19 protein-coding genes are annotated in these 22,583 nt (G+C 32.4%); 7 read left to right on the forward strand and 12 right to left on the reverse strand.

The window, feature by feature from the left end; translation table 11 throughout:
* Positions 1-413: 413 nt before the first annotated feature.
* The gene (locus ABXT64_RS11280) at positions 414-2,087 is read left to right on the forward strand and encodes a right-handed parallel beta-helix repeat-containing protein (protein ID WP_443633036.1); all 1,674 of its coding nucleotides are present in this window, start codon (positions 414-416) and stop codon (positions 2,085-2,087) included.
* Between the two features lie 603 nt (positions 2,088-2,690).
* On the opposite strand, the gene hemF is transcribed toward ABXT64_RS11280, so the two are convergent.
* From hemF to hemA, 7 genes are all read right to left on the reverse strand, one after another.
* A complete protein-coding gene (hemF, locus tag ABXT64_RS11285; RefSeq protein WP_443633037.1) occupies positions 2,691-3,596 on the reverse strand; it encodes an oxygen-dependent coproporphyrinogen oxidase in 906 nt (301 codons plus the stop codon).
* A 70-nt stretch (positions 3,597-3,666) separates the two neighbouring features.
* Positions 3,667-4,704 carry a uroporphyrinogen decarboxylase gene (gene hemE, locus ABXT64_RS11290; protein WP_443633038.1) on the reverse strand — a complete coding sequence of 346 codons (1,038 nt, stop codon included), beginning with the start codon at positions 4,702-4,704 and terminating at the stop codon, positions 3,667-3,669.
* A gap of 227 nt (positions 4,705-4,931) precedes the next feature.
* The gene (locus ABXT64_RS11295; RefSeq protein WP_443633039.1) at positions 4,932-5,063 is read right to left on the reverse strand and encodes a four helix bundle protein; all 132 of its coding nucleotides are present in this window, start codon (positions 5,061-5,063) and stop codon (positions 4,932-4,934) included.
* Between the two features lie 77 nt (positions 5,064-5,140).
* Complete coding sequence (gene hemL / locus ABXT64_RS11300) at positions 5,141-6,439, reverse strand: glutamate-1-semialdehyde 2,1-aminomutase (protein ID WP_443633040.1); 1,299 nt, start codon at positions 6,437-6,439, stop codon at positions 5,141-5,143.
* Positions 6,440-6,507: 68 nt separating this feature from the next.
* Complete coding sequence (gene hemB / locus ABXT64_RS11305) at positions 6,508-7,476, reverse strand: porphobilinogen synthase (RefSeq protein WP_443633041.1); 969 nt, start codon at positions 7,474-7,476, stop codon at positions 6,508-6,510.
* Entirely contained in the window at positions 7,466-9,064 is a 1,599-nt protein-coding gene (gene hemC / locus ABXT64_RS11310; RefSeq protein WP_443633042.1) for a hydroxymethylbilane synthase, read from the reverse strand. Before hemC ends, hemB begins: the two co-directional genes overlap by 11 nt.
* Complete coding sequence (gene hemA, locus ABXT64_RS11315) at positions 9,057-10,322, reverse strand: glutamyl-tRNA reductase (protein ID WP_443633043.1); 1,266 nt, start codon at positions 10,320-10,322, stop codon at positions 9,057-9,059. The genes hemC and hemA overlap by 8 nt, the downstream gene beginning before the upstream one ends.
* Positions 10,323-10,600: 278 nt before the next feature.
* On the opposite strand from hemA, the gene ABXT64_RS11320 reads away from it, so the two are divergent.
* From ABXT64_RS11320 to ABXT64_RS11330, 3 genes are read left to right on the forward strand one after another with little or no spacing between them, the layout of a single operon-like run.
* Positions 10,601-11,494, forward strand: a complete 894-nt coding sequence (locus ABXT64_RS11320) for a helix-turn-helix transcriptional regulator (protein ID WP_443633044.1) — start codon at positions 10,601-10,603, stop codon at positions 11,492-11,494.
* A gap of 1 nt (position 11,495) precedes the next feature.
* On the forward strand, positions 11,496-12,515 hold the full coding sequence (gene hemH / locus ABXT64_RS11325; protein ID WP_443634964.1) for a ferrochelatase: 1,020 nt from the start codon (positions 11,496-11,498) through the stop codon (positions 12,513-12,515).
* 2 nt (positions 12,516-12,517) lie between these two features.
* Positions 12,518-13,069 (forward strand): CopD family protein, encoded by a 552-nt coding sequence (locus ABXT64_RS11330; protein ID WP_443633045.1) that lies wholly within the window; start codon positions 12,518-12,520, stop codon positions 13,067-13,069.
* Between the two features lie 2 nt (positions 13,070-13,071).
* Here ABXT64_RS11330 and ABXT64_RS11335 read toward each other — a convergent pair whose 3' ends face one another.
* The 3 genes from ABXT64_RS11335 to ABXT64_RS11345 form a co-directional block, all read right to left on the reverse strand.
* On the reverse strand, positions 13,072-14,085 hold the full coding sequence (locus ABXT64_RS11335) for a hypothetical protein (RefSeq protein WP_443633046.1): 1,014 nt from the start codon (positions 14,083-14,085) through the stop codon (positions 13,072-13,074).
* A gap of 215 nt (positions 14,086-14,300) precedes the next feature.
* The gene (ggt, locus tag ABXT64_RS11340; protein ID WP_443633047.1) at positions 14,301-16,007 is read right to left on the reverse strand and encodes a gamma-glutamyltransferase; all 1,707 of its coding nucleotides are present in this window, start codon (positions 16,005-16,007) and stop codon (positions 14,301-14,303) included.
* A 2-nt stretch (positions 16,008-16,009) separates the two neighbouring features.
* A complete protein-coding gene (locus ABXT64_RS11345) occupies positions 16,010-16,609 on the reverse strand; it encodes an acyl carrier protein phosphodiesterase (RefSeq protein WP_443633048.1) in 600 nt (199 codons plus the stop codon).
* A 70-nt stretch (positions 16,610-16,679) separates the two neighbouring features.
* Between ABXT64_RS11345 and glmM the strand changes: the two genes are divergently transcribed.
* Together glmM and ABXT64_RS11355 are read left to right on the forward strand one after the other, a co-directional pair.
* The gene (glmM, locus tag ABXT64_RS11350; RefSeq protein ID WP_443633049.1) at positions 16,680-18,068 is read left to right on the forward strand and encodes a phosphoglucosamine mutase; all 1,389 of its coding nucleotides are present in this window, start codon (positions 16,680-16,682) and stop codon (positions 18,066-18,068) included.
* A 21-nt stretch (positions 18,069-18,089) separates the two neighbouring features.
* Positions 18,090-19,580, forward strand: a complete 1,491-nt coding sequence (locus ABXT64_RS11355) for an aminotransferase class V-fold PLP-dependent enzyme (RefSeq protein WP_443633050.1) — start codon at positions 18,090-18,092, stop codon at positions 19,578-19,580.
* Position 19,581: 1 nt separating this feature from the next.
* On the opposite strand, the gene ABXT64_RS11360 is transcribed toward ABXT64_RS11355, so the two are convergent.
* Entirely contained in the window at positions 19,582-20,472 is an 891-nt protein-coding gene (locus ABXT64_RS11360) for a lysophospholipid acyltransferase family protein (RefSeq protein ID WP_443633051.1), read from the reverse strand.
* A gap of 55 nt (positions 20,473-20,527) precedes the next feature.
* Between ABXT64_RS11360 and ABXT64_RS11365 the strand changes: the two genes are divergently transcribed.
* Complete coding sequence (locus ABXT64_RS11365) at positions 20,528-21,178, forward strand: rhomboid family intramembrane serine protease (protein ID WP_443633052.1); 651 nt, start codon at positions 20,528-20,530, stop codon at positions 21,176-21,178.
* Between the two features lie 25 nt (positions 21,179-21,203).
* Here the strand turns inward: ABXT64_RS11365 and ABXT64_RS11370 are convergent, their stop codons facing one another.
* The gene (locus tag ABXT64_RS11370) at positions 21,204-22,424 is read right to left on the reverse strand and encodes a carboxylesterase family protein (protein WP_443633053.1); all 1,221 of its coding nucleotides are present in this window, start codon (positions 22,422-22,424) and stop codon (positions 21,204-21,206) included.
* Positions 22,425-22,583: the final 159 nt, after the last annotated feature.

A 22,583-nucleotide genomic window follows, 5' to 3' on the forward strand; every position in this document is an offset into this window, starting at 1 on the left:
TCACCATAGTCAAGAAAGAAATTATTGCTTCGTCTTGGCCATTAACCTCAGCGATAGTAGATGGATCTATTTCTATTTTTTCATGTGTAGGGAGATAATCATCCCAATGATAAGTTAAAGCAACAGAACGAATAATTTCTGAAATAAAGTCTGGTTAATTGGTATTGATTAATAGAACCACTCCTTACCCTTTATTCCTATAAGTCATTAAATTACTGAAAATCCTTCATTTTATTAATAAAAATTCCAAGTCCTATAAATTCTTCCACAAGGGGAGTAAGTATTTTTGTAATCATACCTTTTGAATAGCCCTTTACTTTTAGCTGTTATTTGGTATTCAGCAAATTAACACTTATCTTGTATCAATATTCTAACGGTCTAGACAATCTGCTAGTACTTATTTAAAACAAAATATGAGAAAAATTATTATTGTATCAATTATTCTAACTTTAATAAGTAATAATTTGTTTGCTACAACATACTATGTCTCTAATAATGGTGATGACACAAATAGCGGGCTATCTCCTAATGACCCCTGGTTAACTATTAACAAAGTGAACAGTTCAATTTTTCTTCCAGGAGACAATATTTTATTTAATAGGGATGATACTTGGAACGAAAGACTTCAAGTTCCTTCCGCTGGATCTATTGATTTCAATATATTATTTGGAGCTTATGGGGTCGGTAGCAAACCTATTATTGATGTCTTGTCAAATGAAGTTAGTTCAATTACATGCTACCGCTCTTATATTACCTTTCAAGATTTGATACTTAAAAATAGTACCGCCACCAATTTAGCTATTGCAGTCAATGGCGGTTGTTACGGCATTAACGTATTAGGACTTGAAATCTATAATTCTGGACAAAATGCCTTGGTTATAAGTAAAGGAGGTAGTGATATTTTAATTGATAATGTACGTGTAATTAACGCATCAAATAACGGCATATACCTTAACGGATCTGAGTTTGACAAACTCAGTAATGTAATTGTAGAGAACTGCTACGTTTCTGGAGTGATAAATAATGATGGTATCGTAGTGCATGAAGACGGTAGTAATAATTCTGCTGGCTCAAATTTTATTTTTAGAAATAACTATGCAGAATTATGTGGAGAACAAGGATTTGACATCACTACAGGGTCTAATATTACTTTATTTAATAACGTATCCAAAAATAATAGCAGAGGAGGTGTCGTTGTTGGACACTCTGCCAATAACGTTACTATTCAAAATCACAAAAGTCTATATGAACCTACCATGGAAACTGCAGCAGCTATAATTATAGGTGGAGATGCAACAAATGTAAAGCTTATTTATAGCCAAATAATAGGTGATGGGCACCACTTATTATTAGTTCACGGAGATAATGTTGAAATTTACAACAATGTATTTGCATGGGATGGAGGAGGAACGTTATTTGACTTAAGCGGTGAAATTGAAAATGTAATAGTGAAAAATAATATTTTCACTACACTACAAGGAAGCATGACAAGAGTGATGCGTTTTTTAGAAGCTACTCGCCCTCCAGATCATCCCTCTTTTAAATTTAACAATAACATCTATTTTACACCTGACGGTGTTGTTACTATTTATTCTAGGTCTACAGAGTCAAATTATTCTTTATCAGAATATCAAACAACTTTTGAGCAAGACTCGGATGGCTTTTTTGCTGAACCTGAATTTGTAAATCGTATTGGAAGTGATTTCCATCTAACGTCTATTTCACCTGCAATAGATGCGGGTATTGATGTTAATTTAAACGCTGATTTTGATGATTATTTCGTGCCATATAATGTGTTCCCAGACATTGGTGCCTTTGAGTATTTTGATCCTATTTTAAATGTAGAGAGTAATTCTTTGTCAAATGTATTCCTCTATCCTAATCCAGTAAATAATATACTCTTTATTAAGAAAGAGAGTAATATTAAGGATGCTTCGATTATTAATGCACTAGGTCAATACGTAGATATGGATGTTGAAATTATAAACTCTTCAATAAACACGTCTTTTTTAAAGAATGGATTATACTATTTAATACTAGAAAGTGAAAAAGAAACATTTACTGCAAAATTTATTGTGCTACATTAAAAATTAAATGCTCTAAAAGCTTCTGAATATATTTTATCATAGTCTTCTTTTCTTTTTCAACATCTAAATATTCGTTCATTTTTGGTTACAGCTAACGGTTTATATCATTATGTTCATGCACGTTTATCGGATTCAGTTAATAGATAAACATACTTTTGTTTTTCAATACTAAAAATCCCCACACCTTTCGCCAAAGGCAAATAGGACCGGGGATAGCATATAAAGGTTCTAAAAATAGTGATAGGTCTTTTATTTTTGCATTACTAGATCCCCAGTCAACACTTCTACAAGCTCAGTGTGACATCTGAGGAGAAACAAACCTTCATGCCTTCCTACGGCAGTTAAACTGGAAGACAGGAAAATCTAGCCTGTAGATTTCTCGACTAGCTATGCTAGCTTGCTACAAACAAATTATATTTTGTTTGTAGCAATGTTCGAAATGACAATCTAATAGATTTATCAAACAGTTTAAAATTTTACGGTCTCTTTAAATTACCTAAAACAGGTTCATTTATGGTTTTTGCGTTGGCTAGAACTCCAATCATTTTAGGAGAATAAAAAGCCCTAGTCTTATTATTTTTCGATTGTATCGAACTGATAAGGCTATTTTAACCAGTTTTTTGGATTTTTTAAAACGTTTAGCAATTTTTCTTCTTCCGAGTTTTTTTCTGGCTCATGGTTATAATGCCATTGAACTTTTGGGGGAAGACTCATTAAAATACTTTCAATGCGCCCATTGGTCTTTAAACCAAATAAAGTGCCTTTGTCATGTATAAGATTGAACTCTACATATCGCCCGCGTCTAATTTCTTGCCAGTCTTTTTGTTGCTTTGTATACTCAGTATCTTTTCTTTTCTGAACAATAGGCACATAACTATTTAAAAAACTATTTCCTATTTCAGTCACAAAATTATAACGGTCTTGCATTGTATAGTCATCTGTTTCTTGAAGGTGATCAAAAAACAAACCTCCAATGCCACGCGCTTCATTTCTGTGTGCGTTCCAGAAATATTCGTCACAACGTTTTTTATGTGTTGGATAAAATTCGGGATCGTGTATATCGCAAGCATTCTTACAAACGCTATGAAAATGTATGGCGTCTTCCTCAAATAAATAATACGGAGTTAAATCTTGTCCTCCACCAAACCAACTTTTAATTATATTCCCTTCGAGGTCATACATTTCGAAATAGCGCCAATTGGCATGTACTGTAGGAATAAACGGATTGTTAGGATGCAACACTAAGCTTAAGCCACAGGCAAAGAAATTACTTTCTGTTACCTTAAAATAATCCTGCATTGCTTTAGGTAAAGCACCATGTACCGCCGAAATATTAACGCCTCCTTTTTCGAATACTGCACCATTTTCAATGACACGGGTTCTACCGCCACCACCTTCGGGGCGTTCCCAAAGATCTTCTTTAAACGTTGCTTTCCCATCAATAGCTTCAAGAGCAGTACAAATTGTGTCTTGTAGTGTTTGAATGTATGAATAAAATGGGTCTTTCATTTTTTTGGTATTTAGTATCTGGTATAAAGTATCTGGAATAAAGTATCAGGTATCTGGTATCAGGTACTTGCTACTTGCTTCCTGTTACTTCATACTCTTTCACTGCATCAATAAATGCCTTGGCATTATCAAGTGGAATATTAGGTAAAATACCATGTCCAAGGTTCACGATGTATTTATCTTTTCCGAAGCTATCAATCATATCGGTTACAATTTTCTTTATTTCTGAAGGAGGAGAAAACAAACGAGTTGGATCCATATTTCCTTGTAACGTAATTTTGTTTCCTGTAAATTTTCTAGCCAATTCTGGGCTGATGGTCCAATCCACCCCTAAAGCAGAAGCATTTGAATCCGTCATATTTTCTAGCGCAAACCAACATCCTTTTCCGAAGGCAATCACCGGTGCATCGTCTTTTAAAGCTTCAATAATCTGATTGATATACTTCCAGGAAAACTCTTGATAATCGACTGGAGAAAGCATACCTCCCCAAGAATCAAATACCTGAACCGCATCAACTCCCGCTTTTACTTTTTCCTTTAAGTATGCAATAGTTGTATCCGTAATTTTTTGAAGTAGAGTATGAGCTAACACAGGGTGTGTAAAACAAAATTCTTTGGCTTTGTCGAAATTTTTAGAACCTTGACCTTGTACGCAGTAACATAAAATCGTCCATGGAGAACCTGCAAAACCGATCAACGGAATTTCATCATTCAGTAATTCTTTCGTTGCTTTGATGGCTTGCATTACATAATCTAATTCTACCGTAACATCGGGAACGATTACATTTTCTACATCTTTTTGCGTACGAATAGGATGCGGTAACCAAGGACCAACATCTGGTCTCATTTCTACTTCAATATTCATGGCTTGTGGAATCACCAAAATGTCTGAAAATAATATAGCGGCGTCCATTCCATATCGACGGATAGGTTGTACTGTTATTTCTGAAGCTAATTCGGGAGTTCTACAACGAGTAAAGAAATCGTATTTTTCTTTAATCGCCATAAATTCAGGTAAGTAGCGTCCAGCTTGACGCATCATCCATACAGGTGGACGTTCAACTGTTTCTCCTTTTAAAGCCCTTAAGTATAAATCGTTTTTGATCATTGGTTTTTGGTATCTAGTATCAGGTATCAGGTATCTAGTATTTGGTATCTGGTTTCTAGTATTTTGTACTTGGTTTATTCTTAACTAAAATATTTTTTAAAATCATACCTTTTCTAGATTCTTAGTTTTTAAATTAGTTGCTACTTGCTACTTGCTACTTGCTACTTGCTACTTGCTACTTGCTACTTGCTACTTGCTACTTTGTATTTGGTATCTAGTATTTGGTACTAGGTATTATTTAAGTGTTTTTGAAAATTTACGAGCATCTTCTGAATTTTATTCAGTTTAATTAATAAATCTTCAACTTCTTCTTTAGAAGTGAATCCTAGCTCTTCTGTAATTAAAAGTTGAGTTTCCAACTATTTAATTCCTTGAAATTGTGCATTTACTTGATTCTTAATTTTTAAAATACCTGCTACCAGATAGCTGTTACTAATTATACATTATGTTTTTCTGCAACCGCTTTCATGGATGCTTTAATTCCATTCTCTGTCTTTTTTAAATCTTTTTCAGAAAGTACTGTAGATAAAAACCATGCTTCATATTGTGAAGGAGGAAGGAATATTCCATTCTCAATCATATTCCAGAAAAATGTTTTAAATTTTTTAGTATCTGAAGTCTGTGCCGTTTTAAAATTGCTTACTTTTTCATTTGTAAAGAAAGGATTGATCATCGAACCAAAACGATTCACTTGAAGGTCAATACCATTTTCTTTTGCTGCTTTTAATAAAACAGACTCAAGTCTTTTTGCTGTTTTTTCAAACTTCGCATAAGGTCTCTGAATCATAAGTTCTTTCAAGGTCGCAATACCACAAGCCATAGCGATAGGATTACCCGATAAGGTTCCAGCTTGGTACATATCTCCCAGTGGAGCTACCATTTGCATGATTTCGTTTCTAGCACCATAAGCACCAACGGGGAAACCACCACCAATAACTTTTCCTAGACAGGTAATATCACCTTCAATACCTAATAACTCTTGTGCACCTCCATATTTAGATCGGAAGCCTGTCATTACTTCATCTACAATCAAAAGGATTCCTTTTTCTTTTGTGATAAAACGAAGCTCTTTGATAAATTCTTTCGTTGGAAGTACGACTCCCATATTTCCTGTTACAGGTTCAATAATTACAGCAGCAATATCCTTATGTTTTTTAATGTGCTTTTTTACACTTTCAATATTGTTATATTCTGAAATCAGTGTGTTTTTTACTGCATCTTCAGGTACTCCTTTACTACCAGGAATACTTAGTGTTGCTAACCCAGAACCAGCAGCAACTAATAAAGCATCTGAATGTCCGTGGTAGCATCCAGCGAATTTGATGATTTTATCCTTTCCGGTATAAGCTCTTGCTAGACGTAAAGCACTAAAAACGGCTTCAGTCCCTGAGTTTACAAAACGAACTTTATCCATTCCTGGAAAAGCATCACACACCATTTTGGCAAGCTTTATTTCTCCAGTGGTAGAAGCTCCAAAAGTATAGCCTCTTTTTAAGGCTCTTAAAATTGATTTATCTACATATTTATTACGATGCCCTAAAATCATAGGACCATACGATAGTACAAAATCAATGTATTCATTACGATCTACATCTGTAATTTTACTACCACTAGCTTTTTTTATAAAAATCGGAATGCCTCCAACAGACTTATAAGCTCTAACAGGAGAATTTACTGCACCGACTAGATTCTTTTTACCTTTTGTAAATAATTCGATTGATTTTTCTAAATACATTTTTAAATGTTTATCTGTTTATTTGTTGTTCTGCGAAATTGTCTAGGTGAAAATTGCATTTAAACTTTTCAACGTTTCAACAATACTTTAGCTACTTCTTTTGCAAAATAAGTAATGATAATATCGGCTCCTGCCCGTTTCATAGAAAGTAAGCTTTCCATCATCACAGCTTCTTCATCAATCCACCCTTTTTCACCTGCTGCTTTTATCATGGCATATTCGCCACTTACATTATAACAAGCAATAGGTCTATCGAAATTATTTTTTAAATCACGTATAATATCTAAATAGGAGAGGGCAGGTTTTACCATCAAAATATCAGCTCCTTCCATATCGTCAAAAGTTGCTTCTCGCATTCCTTCATCTCGATTGGAAGGATCCATTTGGTAGGTTTTACGATCTCCAAAAGTTGGTGCAGAATCTGCAGCATCTCTAAAAGGTCCGTAAAAAGCAGATGAATATTTCACAGAATACCCCATGATAGGAAGGTCATAAAAACCTGTATTGTCTAATGCTTCTCTTATGGCTAATATGGTTCCATCCATCATTCCTGAAGGCGCTACCATATCGGCTCCAGCTTTTGCGTGAGAGATGGTTTGTTTTGCAAGGTTTACTACCGTTGCCTCGTTATCTACATCCTTGTTATGGATTACTCCACAATGGCCGTGACTGGTATATTCACAGAAACATACATCTGTGATTACATATAGTTTTGGATAGTTTTTTTTGATGAAACGAATGGCTTGTTGAACAATTCCGTTATCGTTCCATGTTTCGGTACCTGTATCATCTTTTTCAGAAGGAATACCAAACAATAAAACAGCAGGGATATCCAGTGCTGAAACTTCATCTAATTCACTTGAAATTCGATCTAAAGAGAATCTTTTAATTCCGGGCATGGATTTAATTTCTTTCTCAATGTTTTCTCCTTCTTCAATAAATAACGGATAGATTAAATCGTCTATCGTTAGTTTGTTTTCTCTAACTAACCGACGAATACTTTCAGTTTTACGAAGACGTCTGGTTCTATTTATCATCGTCTTTCAATTTATTTTTGAAATATTTATTTACGGAGTCTATTACACTATCGACAGTAGATGCTTTTGAAACGATCACTGTTTCAAAATGATTTCTAGCTTCGGAAGCTGTGGTTTCTCCAATACAAAAAGCAATTCGATTTAGAGAAGTATTGCTTTTTAAAAAGCTTTCAATACCTGAAGGGCTATAGAATAAAATACCAGAATATTTTGGATCAATTTCTTCAGAAGATAAAAGTGTTTGATACGATTCTACTTCAATAACATTAAAATCATTTTTTGCTAAAATAGTAGGCAAATCGTCTCTTCTTTTGTCTCCGCAGAAAAAAGTAACATCCTTTTCTTTTAGGTTTTCAGCTAAATAATTTGCTAATTTTTCAGCAGAGCTTTCCACTTTAGTTACTTTTCCTATTTTCTTTTCAATGAGTCGTTTTGTTCTTCTTCCGACGCAATAAATGTTTTCAAAATTTAAATCTTCTGAAGCATAGCTATATGTAAGTGCATCTACAGCATTCTGACTTGTAAATACTACATTTTTTATAGGATTCTTTACATGTTGAGGTTGTATGCGATTGTATTTAATGGTAATAAAGTCGCTCATTGCAACACCAACTTCTGGCAATACATTTATACTTTGAGTTTTTGAAAGAAACTTAGTGGAATACACATTCGTTTCTTTTTCGATACTAATCGTTTCACGCATGAGTTTTTTACCACCTCTACCTAAAATATAATTTGCGCCAAATTCACCTAAATCACCAACCTCATCTCTAGTTGTTTCTTTAGAAAATTCTAATTTTCTTTTCCCATCGGGGCTAAATAAAACTCCTTTGAATTTTATAGCATCCTCTTTAATAGTAGCTAATGCACCAATAGGAGCGGTACAACCACCTTCTAAAGTGCGTAAAAAATCACGTTCGATACCAACACATAGGGCAGTATCTTCATCATTTAATTCTTTACAAATAGTAACCACATGGTTATTACTTTCAAGAGCAGCAACCATAATTGCACCTTGAGCAGGCGCAGGAATCATCCAATTTAGTTTTAGATGTTGTTCTGGTTCAGGAAAAAGTTTTAATCTCATTAATCCTGCGGTGGCAAATATGGCACCATCCCAATCACTGTCTTCCAATTTTTGAATTCGAGTGTTCACATTACCGCGTAAACCTGTAATGTTATGATTAGGGTATCGATGTAACCATTGTGCTTTTCTACGTATGCTACCCGTAGCAATTGTTACGTGTTCTTGTTCGAAAAAACTTTCGTCTTTTTTTACGATCAATGTATCGTTGAAATTTCCTCTTTTTAAAACGGCAGCTTGTATTACACCTTCAGGTAATTTTGTAGGTACATCTTTTAATGAGTGTACCGCAATATCGATATCACCATTAATTAATGCAATATCTAAACTCTTGGTAAAGATACCTGTAACTCCTAATTCGTATAGCGGTTTGTCAAGTTGTTGATCTCCTAATGACTCAATTTTTACAATTTGAGTTACATGTCCAAGATGTTTTAACTGATGCGCTACTGCGTTTGCTTGCCAAAGTGCTAATTGACTAGATCTAGTACCTATTTTAATCATTTTCGTTTAAGCTTAGCTCTTTCAAATTAAATATTTTACTTACCACTTCAATACTTTGATCTACAGCCGTATCTTCATTTTTTAAATGTTTTACAAACTGGGTGGTAATTTTTTGAATCATATGCGAAGTTATAATTTCAGCTTGTTCTTCGTTGAAATCATTAATTTTTTTTCTTTGAAAATTTATTTCATTCATCTGAATGGACTTTAATGATTCTTTTAAAGCATTCACAGCCGGAACAAATTTTCGGTACGATATCCAATCGTTAAATTCTTCTTTGTATTTTTTAATAATCCCTTCGGCTATTGGAATTTCTTGTTTTCGTGTATCGGTTGTTTTATCAGTTATTTTTGATAATTCATCCACATTTATAAGTGTAATCCCTTCTTGTTCTTTTAGAGTTATATCTACATTTTCAGGCATTGATAAATCTATAATCAATAAATTTTTCCCTTTTTGAATATGATCCTTTGTTATGGTATGAAAGTTGGCGCCTGTAGAAACAATTAATATTTCGGTGTCCTTAATTTCTTGTGTTAACTCTGAAAGATCCTTCACTGTAATTGAACTGTGTTCATTCTTAAATCGAATGGCTTTATCCTGCGTTCTATTAATAAGAGTTACATTTTGATTGTTGGTATATTTCAACAAGTTTTTACAAGTATTTTTTCCTATATCTCCTAATCCAAAATTTAATATTTTCTTTTCGTTATAATTAGAGATGTTATCAATTATGTATTGAATTGCTGCATAGGAAACAGAGGTAGTACCTGAACTTAGTTTAGTATTATTCTTAACATCTTTACTAGCTTGTAATACGAGATTAATTAAACGCTCTAAATAAGCGTTTGTGGTTCCTACTTTTTTTGCTTGAAGGAATGAATTTTTAAGTTGTCCAACAATTTCATAATCTCCTAGGATTTGACTCTCTAAGCCAACACCAATATTGAAGAGGTGGTTTACAGCATCTTTATTTTTATAAACATTAGATACATTAATAAAATCTTCCACATTCCCTTTTGAGTATTTTACAAGAAGACTTATTAATTCAAAAGGATGTTTTGCGAAGCCAGTAATTTCAGTTCTATTACAAGTAGAAACAACAAAGATTCCCTCTATTCCGGTATCTTTTGCTTCTTTTAATAAAGCTAATTGATCTTCTTTAGTGATGCTAAAAATGCCTCTCATTTTAACATCTGCTTTTTTATAACTTAAACCTACGTTATAAAGCTTTAAAGACAAATCATTCAAACTCATATATTTTTCATTATATTAAATAAGTGTCGACAAAAGTACTATTTCCTTTTAATCAAAAACAACGGCATAAGAACTAAATCTGTCGTTAAAAGTTACTGTCTTTTATTTAGAGTGTTTCTAAATAAACTTCAAACCTTTAATTTTCATGCAAACTACCGTAAAATATGCGATTGTAAATATGATATAAATCATAATTATTTCCTATTTCGAAATTGGATTAGATTTAATAATTGTTGTAATTTCGTGGAAAATCTTAAGGTTTTTGAAAAAAACACTTTATGAAGAACACAAGTAATAGCTTTAAAAATATCGACAAAAGTGCTCATATGCTTATTGAAGAAAATAATGCTTTTAAAGTTCTTTATTTCAATAATTTAACAGACAATGTAAGTAAGTTTCAAATAGAATTAAGCGACAATTATATTCAGCTTTATTTCTGTACAGAGAATATAATTACGGTTGCGTTTAATATGGAGCATTGTGCTATTACTTTAAAGAAGAATGATTCGAGTATGGTATATTTTAAAGATGATACCACGAATGTTTTTTACACCTTACCCCAAGAATCACAATTAACAGTGGTATTAATATCTTTAGATTTCTTTCATAGTTTATTTTCAGAAGAAGGAAATTTTCTCTTTAATTTTAAGAACTTTAAGATTGGACAGCCAATTATTGAAACTAAAGAAATAGAAAGCTCTGTTCAGTTAATATTAAATCAATTGGTTTCTATCCGTATAACTGATTCGCTACGCCCTATTTATTTAAAAGGGAAAGTCTATGAATTAATAAGCTATTATTTTAATACTTCAACCGAAACTAATAATGATCATTGCCCTTATGTGGCAAATGAAGATGTTTTTGGAAAAATTAAAAATGCGAAAGAAATTATTATCGATCAAATGAATAACCCTCCTGGTTTAGTTGAATTGGCAAAGCAGGTAGGACTTAATATAAAAAAATTAAAAAGCGGTTTTAAAGAATATTACGGTTTACCAGTATTTACATTTCTGTTAAATTATAAAATGGAACTCGCGAAAAAACTATTACAAGAGCAACAATTAAATGTTAATGAAATCGCGTCTCAATTGGGATATAGCACTTCAAGTCATTTTATCGCAGCTTTTAAAAGAACCTATGGGATTACCCCAAAACAATTTGCAATATCATAATATGAAAGGAGTTTTACTAGTAAATTTAGGATCACCAGATAGTACTTCAACGAAGGATGTAAAAAGATACCTTGGAGAATTTTTAATGGATGAACGTGTAATAGATATCGCTTATTGGAAGCGTTATCTGTTGATTAAAGGAATAATTTTAAATGTCCGTCCAAAAAAATCTGCTGCTGCCTATAAAAAAATATGGTGGGAGGAAGGATCTCCATTGGTTGTAATTTCAGAACGTTTTTCAAAAAAAATTAGTAATAAATTAAATATCCCAGTTTCTCTAGCGATGAGATATGGCACTATGAGCATAGAGAAAGGCTTAAAAGAATTGGTGGACCAGGGAGTTGATGAATTATTAATAATTCCATTATACCCTCATTATGCTGCTTCATCTTATGAAACAGTTACGGTAAAAGCGGAGCAATTGATTGCTGAAAAATATCCTCAAGTTAACATGGATATTTTGCCTCCATTTTATAAAGACCCAGCATATATTAATGCAATGAGCGAAAATATTTCAGATCATTTAAAAGGGTTTGATTATGATCACATTTTGTTTTCTTATCATGGAATACCTGAGCGGCATATATTTAAAGCAGATCCCACAAACAATCATTGTAAAATAGATGGTAGTTGTTGTGAGCGAAACTCAGTAGCTCATCATGTGTGTTATCGTCATCAATGTTTTGAAACCACAAAACTTATTGTGAAAAAAATGGGTTTAAAAGAGGGTACTTATAGTAACTCATTTCAATCTAGGTTATTGAAAGATCCTTGGTTAAAACCTTATACAGATTTTGAATTAGAAAAATTTCCAAAAGAAGGAAAGAAAAAACTTGCAGTTATAACTCCTGCATTTGTATCTGATTGTTTGGAAACTCTTGAGGAAATTGCAATGGAAGGAAAAGAAGATTTCCTTGCAGCAGGAGGTAGTACTTATAAGCACATTCCTTGTATGAATGATAATGATAATTGGGTAGATGTAAACGTACAATGGATATCAGACTGGAATCAATCTAACTAAGCATGGATTATTTATACGTTAAATCGCTGCATATTATTTTTATAACGACCTGGTTTGCTGGCTTGTTTTATATTATTCGGTTATTTATCTATTTTAAAGAAGCAGAAAAAAAAGAGTCTCCTGCCAAAGAAATTTTACAACAACAATATCAATTAATGACTAAAAGGCTTTGGTATATAATTACATGGCCTTCAGCTATTTTAGCAACACTTTTTGCTGTTTGGTTATTAGTTTTAAATCCTGAATGGTTAAACTTTGGTTGGATGCAAATTAAACTAGGATTTGTATTGTTACTTTTTGTTTACCACGGTGTTTGTCAGTTAATGTATAATCAAACTCAAAAGGGATATTTAAAATTTTCTTCATTTTCGCTAAGAGTTTGGAATGAAGTTGCGACCATTATACTATTTGCATGTACCTTTTTGGTTGTGTTAAAAAACTCAATAGGATGGGTTTTTGGTGTTGCAGGTATTATAGGTGTTGGAATTTTATTAATGTTAGGCGTAAAATTATATAAGAATCTTCGGAAAAAGAAAAACTGGGATAAATCTTAATATTATAGATTGATTTCTTTTGAAAGGAATTGATAAAAGGAAGTGGCAATAAAGAATATAATACTTACCACAAAAGAAAAGCTTATTATTAAAAATAGAATAGGTAGACTAAATAGTAAGAAGCTTAAAGGAAGTAACACTCCAAACACTACAAGAAATATAAAGATATAATATAAATAACTCATTACACGAGGTAATTTACTTACGGAATCATCTTGTAATTGATATAGCTTCGGTAACACTTCATTAGACATATAATCTCCAAGTTTTGATAGAAAGACTTCGTTAAAAGAAGAATCCTCAAAAGTTTCTCTATCGATATTATTTGCTAATGCAATAATTTCATCTTGATGTCTTTCATGCACAGATTCTATATCAAGTGTTCCTTTATAGACACCAAACTTATAACCAAAATAATATAAAAGACCCGTACCACATTTGTGTTCTAACCATTTCTCAACTAATTCGTTGTTATAAATTTTAGGGTACAGTAAAATTTTAGGAATTTTCTTTTCTTTGGGTTTTGAGTATAATAATGATTTTAGTTCTAAATATAAATTTTCAGTATCTCCGTAATGATGACTTTCTTGTAAAAATTCGATGGCAAGTTTAGATTTTCCTTTGTAAAACTCTTTTACATTAAAAAAGGTAAGCCCATCAAATTCGTCATCAATATATTCTTTTAATCCAGGAAGCCACATTTTTGAATCTAATAAAATTTCAACAATGCTTCTAAAATTATGCATCTTTTGTGTGACCTTACTTAAGTTGTCAACTATTGTCAATCGATTATTCTTTATGCCAACTATTGACGCTGTCAAATAAACCATGATAATAGCTGAAAGAAAACCACTAATACTTATAAATATAGTAGATGAGTCCTTTAAAATTGTTATAAAATCTTGATTAACATTCGTTTTTTGCCAAAGAAGAAAAACTAGAGTAATACAAAGAAGGCCACTAAATACCAATGGTATAAGGCTAAACAAATCCTTAAAGAAATATTTATTTCTCATATTTATATAAAAACTATAATTTTTTAGTCTATTTTATTAATAAAATAGGGAGTTGGTTAATGTCTCAAACTAAAAATTACAACTAAATTGTTTTTTTTAAATCAATTCCAAAAATAAGTATTTTTCTTACATATTGTAGTAATAAACCTACAAATCGACATTTAGCAGTTATTACCGATGAAGTACATGTTTTTTGTAGTCTAAAGTTTTAAACATTAGAAACCTACAGCGGTATCATCACCTCTAAAATCAGCTCCTCCTTCTAATTTTCCATCAGGAAGTACTAAAATTGCGTCTACTTTCCCAATAATTGGATCAACTTTCGTGTTAATAGGATATCCCTTTTCTTCTAATTTCTGAATAAGCTCTAAGGAAAATCGATCTTTTTCATAGCGAATGGCATCTGGAAGCCATTGATGATGAAAACGAGGCGCATTTACAGCTTCTTGCATGGTCATATCATATTCATACACATTTAATATTGTCTGTAAAACAGAGGTAATTATTGTTGATCCGCCTGGAGTACCAACCACCATCCAAAGCTTACCTTCTTTTTCAACAATGGTAGGTGTCATTGAACTTAACATTCTTTTTTGAGGCGCAATAGAATTGGCTTCTCCACCTATCAATCCATAAATATTGGGTGCCCCAGGTTTTGAGCTAAAATCATCCATTTCATTATTTAAAAAGAAGCCTAAATTATTTGTATATAATTTCGAACCAAAACCAGAATTTAAGGTTGTAGTTACAGCAACGGCATTTCCAAACTTATCAACGATAGAATAATGAGTAGTTTGTGGGCTTTCATAACCAACAATATCTCCACGGCTAACACTATCTGAAGGGGTTGCTTTTTCAAAAGAAAAATCACTCATTCGGTTATTTAAATAATTAACAGAAAGTAAGGTGTCTACTGGGATCTTAATGAAATCAGGATCTCCTAAAAAGTAACTTCTATCTGCATAGGCACGTCTTTCAGCTTCAACAATTAATTGGATCGCTTTTTCAGAATTATGTTCATAATCAGAAATAGCATAGGGCTCTATCATTTTTAATATTTGTGCCAAACAAATTCCACCACTTGAGGGAGGTGACATAGAGATAATATTTAAATCTTTATAGGTAAATTCAATCGGTTCTCTCCATTCTGCTTCGTATGCATTTAGATCTTCTATGGTCATTATACCATTTTTTGATTTCATGAAAGCTATTAACTTTTCAGCAGTTTCACCTTGGTAAAATTCAGACCTTCCATTGGTTGCAATTCTTTGTAAAGTATTGGCTAAAGCTATATTTTTAATAGTATCACCAAGTGTATAAGTTTCAGTATATAAAGAGGCTTCTTGATTTACTTCTTCAATAATATCTTTATACTTTTTTAGCTTTTCAGATGTTTTTTCAGTTACGATATAACCTTTCATAGCTAATTTAATTACAGGCTCTAGAATCTCATCCATCGGTAAAGAACCAAATTTTTCATGCACAGCAAAAATTCCTGCAATAGTACCAGGAACTCCTACTGCAAGTCCGCCTACGGAACTTTTCTTAGATAGAAATTCACCCTTTTCATCCAAATACATATCTCTTGTTGAAGCTAATGGAGCTTTTTCTCTAAAATCTAAAGCGCCTACTTCTTCGTATTGAGTTCTATAGACCATGAATCCACCGCCACCTAAATTTCCAGCATAAGGATAAGTAACCGCTAAAGCCATTTCGGTAGCAACCATGGCATCAAAAGCATTACCGCCTTTTTCTAATATTTCTGAACCAATTCTAGAGGCTTCTTTTGTAGCAGAAACCACCATAGCATTATCTGTAATTAAACCGTTAATAGGTTCAGAATCTGTTAGTATGGGAGTTTTGGTATTTTGTTTACATGCAGTTAACCACAGGAAACTAAATATGAAAAGTAATAGCCTCATAATTATTTATTTAATTGTTTTAGTTCTATTAATTTGTTTTCAGAAAAGGTTCTTAACTCTTCAAAAAAGGAGGAGAATTCTTCTTCAAATTCTGAATAATATTTTTCAAGCTCAAGCACGGCAAAATTAATATTTGTCTCACTTTTGATTCTTCTACTCATCAGATTTAAAATATTGCTTATACCTGAAATCGATTTATAGCTAAGCAGCCAATTATCAGAAATCATATAAGGCATCATTCTTTTAATACGACTGGGTAAAATTTCATAACTATTGCGTAATAATTCATAAAAATTTTCAACATACTCATCTAATGGTAATGGATGGTATGTACTCCAATTTTTCGCTAAATAATGATCGTATAATATATCAACGATAACACCACTATAATGACCATGATTTTTGTGCAGTCTTTTTGTACTTAATCGAACGGTAGGGTGATGGTCGGTGTAGCTGTCAATCCCTCTATGTAAAAGGATTCCTTTTTGAATACTTAAGGGAAATTCTTTGTATTTTTTTCCTTTAATTCCATCTGCAATAAAGTTGCCAATTATAACGCCTTCCTCTTCGCCAGATAGATAGATATGTGCTAAAAAATTCATGAAGCACAATTTACAAAATGTACCCGAAGTTTTTGATTTTAAAAAGTATATTTGTTAAAAATTACTATGTATGACCTTAATTAAGTCCATTTCAGGAATTCGAGGAACCATTGGAGGTTCTCAAGGAGAAAACTTAACTCCTATTGACGCTGTAAAATATGCAGCTGCATATGGAACTTGGGTTCGAAATAGAAGAAATAAAGAAGATTATAGAGTGGTGGTAGGCCGTGATGCAAGAATTTCGGGAGAGATGATTCAGCAACTTGTGATGAATACATTGGTTGGACTTGGAATACATGTAATTGATCTTGATTTATCTACAACACCCACGGTTGAAATGGCTGTTACGATGGAACATGCCGATGGAGGAATTATTCTTACCGCAAGTCATAACCCAAAACAATGGAATGCTTTAAAATTATTAAATGAAAAAGGGGAGTTTTTAGATGCTGCTGCTGGACAAGAAATTTTAGATTTAGCCGAGGGCGATGATATCACTTTTGCTGATGTAGATTCCTTAGGTAAAATCACTAAAAATAATGCGTATATAGATTTACATATTGAAGAAATATTGAACCTTCCTTTAGTAAATGTACAAGCGATAAAAGAAGCTAAATTTAAAGTAGTGGTTGATGGAGTTAATTCAACGGGTGGAATTGCAGTTCCATTACTGCTAGAAGCTTTAGGAGTGCATCCAGTAAAGTTATTTTGTGAACCTACAGGTCATTTTCCGCACAATCCAGAACCTTTAAAAGAACACCTTACCGATTTAATGGAAATGGTGGTTGCAGAAAGAGCCGACTTTGGACTCGTTGTAGATCCAGATGTTGATCGTCTTGCTTTTGTAGATGAAAATGGAGAGATGTTCGGGGAAGAATATACATTGGTTGCTGTTGCAGATTATGTATTACAGCACAATCCAGGGAATACAGTATCTAACATGTCTTCCACAAGAGCGCTACGCGACGTTACTGAAAAATACAAGGGTTCTTATAGTGCCAGTGCTGTGGGTGAAGTGAATGTAGTTACCTTGATGAAAGAAACGAATGCAGTTATTGGAGGAGAAGGGAATGGAGGAATTATTTATCCAGAATTACACTACGGAAGAGATAGTTTAGTAGGGATTGCATTATTTTTAAGTTTCTTAGCTGATAATTATGATTCGGTGAGTCAACTTCGGAAAAAATATCCTGCTTATTATATGAGCAAAAAGAAAATACAATTAACACCTAGTTTAGATGTTGATGCTATCCTGAATGCTATGGAACAAAAATATGCTTCAGAAGAAATTACAACAATTGACGGGGTAAAAATTGATTTCCCTGAAAATTGGGTTCACTTAAGAAAATCGAATACAGAACCCATTATAAGAATATACACGGAAGCAAAAACACAGGAAATAGCAGATGCATTAGCAGATCGATTTATTTCAGAAATTAATGAAACAGCTAATTCATAATAACATTTAAAAACTTTATCTATGTTAACTCCTATCGAAATTGAAAGAACAGAGCTTGAAACGTATTTTGAATCGTTTCGTGAAAATATTTTAGGAATTAATCAAACATTTGTTTCTCCTTATGGAACAAAAGATATTGTTTATGTAGATTGGACCGCTAGTGGTAGACTTTATAGACCTATCGAAGAAAAGATGATGAATGATTTTGGTCCTTTTGTAGCGAATACACATACAGAAACAACCTATTGTGGAACTTTAATGACGACGGCGTATCACAAGGCCCGTAAAATTATTAAGAACCATGTGAATGCAGGTGCTGACGATGTGTTTTTAGCTTGTGGAACTGGGATGACTGGAGCGGTTAATAAATTTCAACGAATTTTAGGATTAAAAGTTCCTGAAGGATTGAAAGATATTGTGACGATTGATGAAAAAGATAGACCTATTGTTTTTATTTCGCATATGGAACATCATAGCAATCAGACTTCTTGGTTAGAAACGATTGCTAAAGTAGAAGTAATTCCTTGTGATGAAGAAGGTAAGTTATGCCTTGAAAATTTAGAAATATTACTGAATAAATACAAAGATGTTAAAGTAAAAATTGCTTCCATTACCTCATGTTCGAATGTAACTGGAATTAAAACAGAATTTCATGAAGTTGCAAAATTAATGCATCAACATGACGGCTTATGTTTTGTAGATTTTGCATGTTCTGCACCTTATGTAGAAATAAATATGCATCCAGAAGATAAAGATGCTTATTTAGATGCAATTTTCTTTTCTCCACATAAATTTTTAGGTGGTCCAGGAACCAATGGTGTACTTATTTTTGATAGTAAATTGTATCATAATACGGTGCCAGATAATCCAGGTGGAGGCACTGTTAGTTGGACTACGCCATGGGGAGATCATAAATTCTTAGATAATATTGAAGATAGAGAAGATGGAGGAACCCCAGGATTTTTACAAGTGATAAAAACCTCACTTGCTGTAAAGTTAAAAGAAAAAATGGGTATTAATAACATACTTAAACGTGAGGAAGAAATCGTTAAGCATGTTTTTAGAAGTCTAAGAAATAGACCCAATATTTCCATCTTAGCAGATCATATTGAGAATAGGCTAGGGGTCATCTCTTTAATAATAGGAGATTTGCATCATGAATTGGCGGTTAAAATATTGAATGATAGATTTGGTGTTCAGTCGAGAGGTGGATGCAGTTGTGCTGGCACTTATGGACACTATCTATTAAAAATTGATCAACAAAAATCAAACGAAATAATTGGAAAACTAGTGGATGGTACTTGCGAAATGAAACCAGGTTGGGTTCGTTTTTCTATTCATCCTACTACTAGCACTAATGAAATAGCATATGTTTGTAATAGCATCATCGAGCTTTCTGAAAATCATGAAGAATGGATGAAAGAGTATCTTTTAAAAGATGGAAAATACATTCATCAATCTGAAGAGTTAAATCCAAGAATAGATATATCTGAAAATTGGTTTGAACTTTAGATTATTGAAACTGTTCAGGAATATTATCTCTATGTTTCCAACGCTTGTGCGTCCATAAATAAAATTCGGGTGCTTCTCTAATTTGTTCCTCTAGCGCCTTTGTAAAAATGTCAGTAATTTCGTAATCTTTATATTCATTTGGGTTTAGAGTAATTGTAGTAAAAGTAGTTTCATAATGCCCTCTTTTTAATTTCTTAACAAGGAAATAAACCACCGCCATATCTAATCTTTTCGCTAATAATTCTGCTCCAGTATGTACAGGGACTTTTACACCCATAAACTCACTCCAATGAAATGCTTTATCTTTTTTAGGTGATTGATCTGAAAGAAAACCATTGATGGTTAATTCTCCTATCTCTTTCGATTTTGTTAATATTTCAAAAGTCTCTTTGGTCGTTACTAAATGAGTATCATACTTCGCTCTTATTCTTTGTACTAGACGATCAAAATAGGCATTAGCTAACCTTTTATATATTGCATATCCTTTGTGATTTACGTATTTCTGCATGATAAAAATCCATTCCCAACTTGCATAATGTGCACACATTAAAATTATACTTTTATTCTCTTTCTCAATATTTTTAATTTCTTCAATATTAGTAAAAGCAAATCGTTTAATGATTTCTTCTTCAGAAATAGAAAGAGTTTTTATCGATTCAACTAACATATCACAGAGGTGGCGATAGAATTTTTTTGCAATATTTTTTCGCTCTTCGGAAGTCTTTTCAGGAAAAACTATGTGTAAATTTTCAAAAACCACCTTTTTTCGATATCCAAAAACGTAATATAATGGATAATATAATAAAGTAGAAACTCTATATAGCCATTTCATTGGGAGTATAGAGGTAATCCATAAAAAAGGATACACTAGTATATAAATTAGTAATTGCATAGTTTAATTTACAGCAAAACTAACTAAATTTATTGCAAAATTAAATATATATTTTATGCAAGATATGAATATAGCAACGATGGTTATTATTGTTGCAAATGTGTTAATGTCAATAAAAGGATTTAGCGATTTTTCATTTTTTGAAAAATTTAAGTTTAACATTGCAGGGATCCATAAAGGAGAAAAAATTAGAATGTTTAGTTCTGGTTTTTTACATGCAGATTACCAGCATTTATTTTTTAACATGTTAACGCTTTATTTCTTTGCTGATATCGTTATTGTATCTGTAGGTGTGTTCAAATTTATATTGATATATATCTTGAGTTTGCTCGTAGGAAATTTTTTATCTTTTATTTTTCACAAAAATGAATATCATTATAGTGCCATTGGAGCGAGTGGAGCAGTGACGGGTATTTTGTACTCAGCCATTTTATTTTACCCAGATATGGGCTTGTATTTATTTTTTATTCCTATAGCAATACCTGCTTGGATCTTCGGAATATTATACCTGTTATTTTCAATCTATGGAATGAAAAAAAGTATAGGAAATATTGGACATGATGCTCATTTTGGTGGTGCGATTGCAGGATATGTTTTAACGATATTATTTGCGCCGGGCTTATTACAAACACATTTATGGATAGTCATTTTATTAGCTGTTCCTATTGTGTTGTTATTTATTTTGATGAAGCTTAAGAAAATTTAGGGTATTTTTTTTGAAGTTATTATCCTTATTCTTTATATAACTTTAATGTTTGTTGTTGTTCATCGTCATGTATCATTAGTATATACAATCCTGTGGAAACCTGATAGAAGCTTTGTGACTTAATATCACTTCCTTCATAAATAATGTGGCCATGAATATCATACAGATAGAAATATTCATTTCCGCTTAGTGTAGTAAAATTGATTTGATCCTTAAAAGGATTAGGAAAAACGGCAACTTGATTATCCGTTGATAATTCATCTATGCTTAGAGTATTTGCACAATCAGCAGCAATTTGTTCTGTAGAAAAAAAACTAGAGCAGTCTTCACAAAACATACTTTTAAAGAAACAACATGTTCTATTTACCATAAACTCTCTATCTTCTAGCGTATTAAAAACAACGTGATTTCCTAATGGATCAAGAGTAAAATCACTGCAAACTCCATTATCAATTAACCTATCGTGAAGAATTTGCGATCCTATGGTATCAAACGGCCCTTCACCAATAGGAACAACATTGTCCAAAGCACCATGAAATGAAATCATAGGTATTAATTCGTTTGTATTAGTAGCGGTGTCGGGACCAGCTCCCCATTGGTTTAATAATCCTTTAATATCAAAAGTGTGAGTTAAATCATTACCTGAGGTGTCTATGGATCCAAGATTAGATTCAATCCCAGAAAATAATGAATTCCATTCAGCCTGGCTCATATATTTTGTAAACAGAGAAGTAATGGACCCAGCACTTCCACCACCTAAAAACATCCATGAGGTCTCAATTTCAAGGGCAGGGGATATTTCTATAGAATACCTTAAAGCAGCATTGGCGTCTTGTTGTGCACGATATAAGGCATTTACAAGATTAGAAGAATCTGACTCGTCAAAACCCAGACGATAATTTATGGTAGCAACTACAAAACCTCTTTTTGCAAGTTTTCTGCATTCAAAATTATATCTAGATTTGTTTCCTTCAATAAACCCACCACCGTGAATTAGTAAAATAAAGGGCCTATTTGTTAAAGGATCGATTTCATTTTTAGGAAAATAAAAATCCATTTTTAACTCTTCTGAAACTCCTTCCCAATTATAAACATTAGCGTAATTAACATTGGTTAAAGAATCAATTTGGGAATTTGTAAAAACTTCAATTTCACTAAATCGATTATCATCGGTACAAAATTGTGCGGATACTTGATTGGTTATTAAAGTGAACCAAAGGATCAATACTATATTAATACTTTTCATTTTTTAGCGTAATTTTTCCCAGACAAATTGTTTATGTATTAATTCGTTTTTTAAAATTATAAAGATAGTTAATTATCTGAATAAAGTTTAAATCATATTTTAGCCTTAGAGGAAAATAAATAATTTGTTCGCTTACCTTTTGCGACTATTCCAACACCT

The organism is Candidatus Marifrigoribacter sp. Uisw_064 (assembly GCF_047730175.1).
GTDB lineage: Bacteria > Bacteroidota > Bacteroidia > Flavobacteriales > Flavobacteriaceae > Marifrigoribacter.

Bases quoted from the DNA above. Each gene is read 5' to 3' on its own strand.
- ABXT64_RS11280 (WP_443633036.1), top strand. From the start codon at position 414: ATGAGAAAAATTATTATTGTATCAATTATTCTAACTTTAATAAGTAAT.
- hemF (WP_443633037.1), bottom strand. From the start codon at position 3,596: ATGAAAGACCCATTTTATTCATACATTCAAACACTACAAGACACAATT.
- hemE (WP_443633038.1), bottom strand. From the start codon at position 4,704: ATGATCAAAAACGATTTATACTTAAGGGCTTTAAAAGGAGAAACAGTT.
- hemL (WP_443633040.1), bottom strand. From the start codon at position 6,439: ATGTATTTAGAAAAATCAATCGAATTATTTACAAAAGGTAAAAAGAAT.
- hemB (WP_443633041.1), bottom strand. From the start codon at position 7,476: ATGATAAATAGAACCAGACGTCTTCGTAAAACTGAAAGTATTCGTCGG.
- hemC (WP_443633042.1), bottom strand. From the start codon at position 9,064: ATGATTAAAATAGGTACTAGATCTAGTCAATTAGCACTTTGGCAAGCA.
- hemA (WP_443633043.1), bottom strand. From the start codon at position 10,322: ATGAGTTTGAATGATTTGTCTTTAAAGCTTTATAACGTAGGTTTAAGT.
- ABXT64_RS11320 (WP_443633044.1), top strand. From the start codon at position 10,601: ATGAAGAACACAAGTAATAGCTTTAAAAATATCGACAAAAGTGCTCAT.
- hemH (WP_443634964.1), top strand. From the start codon at position 11,496: ATGAAAGGAGTTTTACTAGTAAATTTAGGATCACCAGATAGTACTTCA.
- ABXT64_RS11330 (WP_443633045.1), top strand. From the start codon at position 12,518: ATGGATTATTTATACGTTAAATCGCTGCATATTATTTTTATAACGACC.
- ABXT64_RS11335 (WP_443633046.1), bottom strand. From the start codon at position 14,085: ATGAGAAATAAATATTTCTTTAAGGATTTGTTTAGCCTTATACCATTG.
- ggt (WP_443633047.1), bottom strand. From the start codon at position 16,007: ATGAGGCTATTACTTTTCATATTTAGTTTCCTGTGGTTAACTGCATGT.
- ABXT64_RS11345 (WP_443633048.1), bottom strand. From the start codon at position 16,609: ATGAATTTTTTAGCACATATCTATCTATCTGGCGAAGAGGAAGGCGTT.
- glmM (WP_443633049.1), top strand. From the start codon at position 16,680: ATGACCTTAATTAAGTCCATTTCAGGAATTCGAGGAACCATTGGAGGT.
- ABXT64_RS11355 (WP_443633050.1), top strand. From the start codon at position 18,090: ATGTTAACTCCTATCGAAATTGAAAGAACAGAGCTTGAAACGTATTTT.
- ABXT64_RS11360 (WP_443633051.1), bottom strand. From the start codon at position 20,472: ATGCAATTACTAATTTATATACTAGTGTATCCTTTTTTATGGATTACC.
- ABXT64_RS11365 (WP_443633052.1), top strand. From the start codon at position 20,528: ATGCAAGATATGAATATAGCAACGATGGTTATTATTGTTGCAAATGTG.
- ABXT64_RS11370 (WP_443633053.1), bottom strand. From the start codon at position 22,424: ATGAAAAGTATTAATATAGTATTGATCCTTTGGTTCACTTTAATAACC.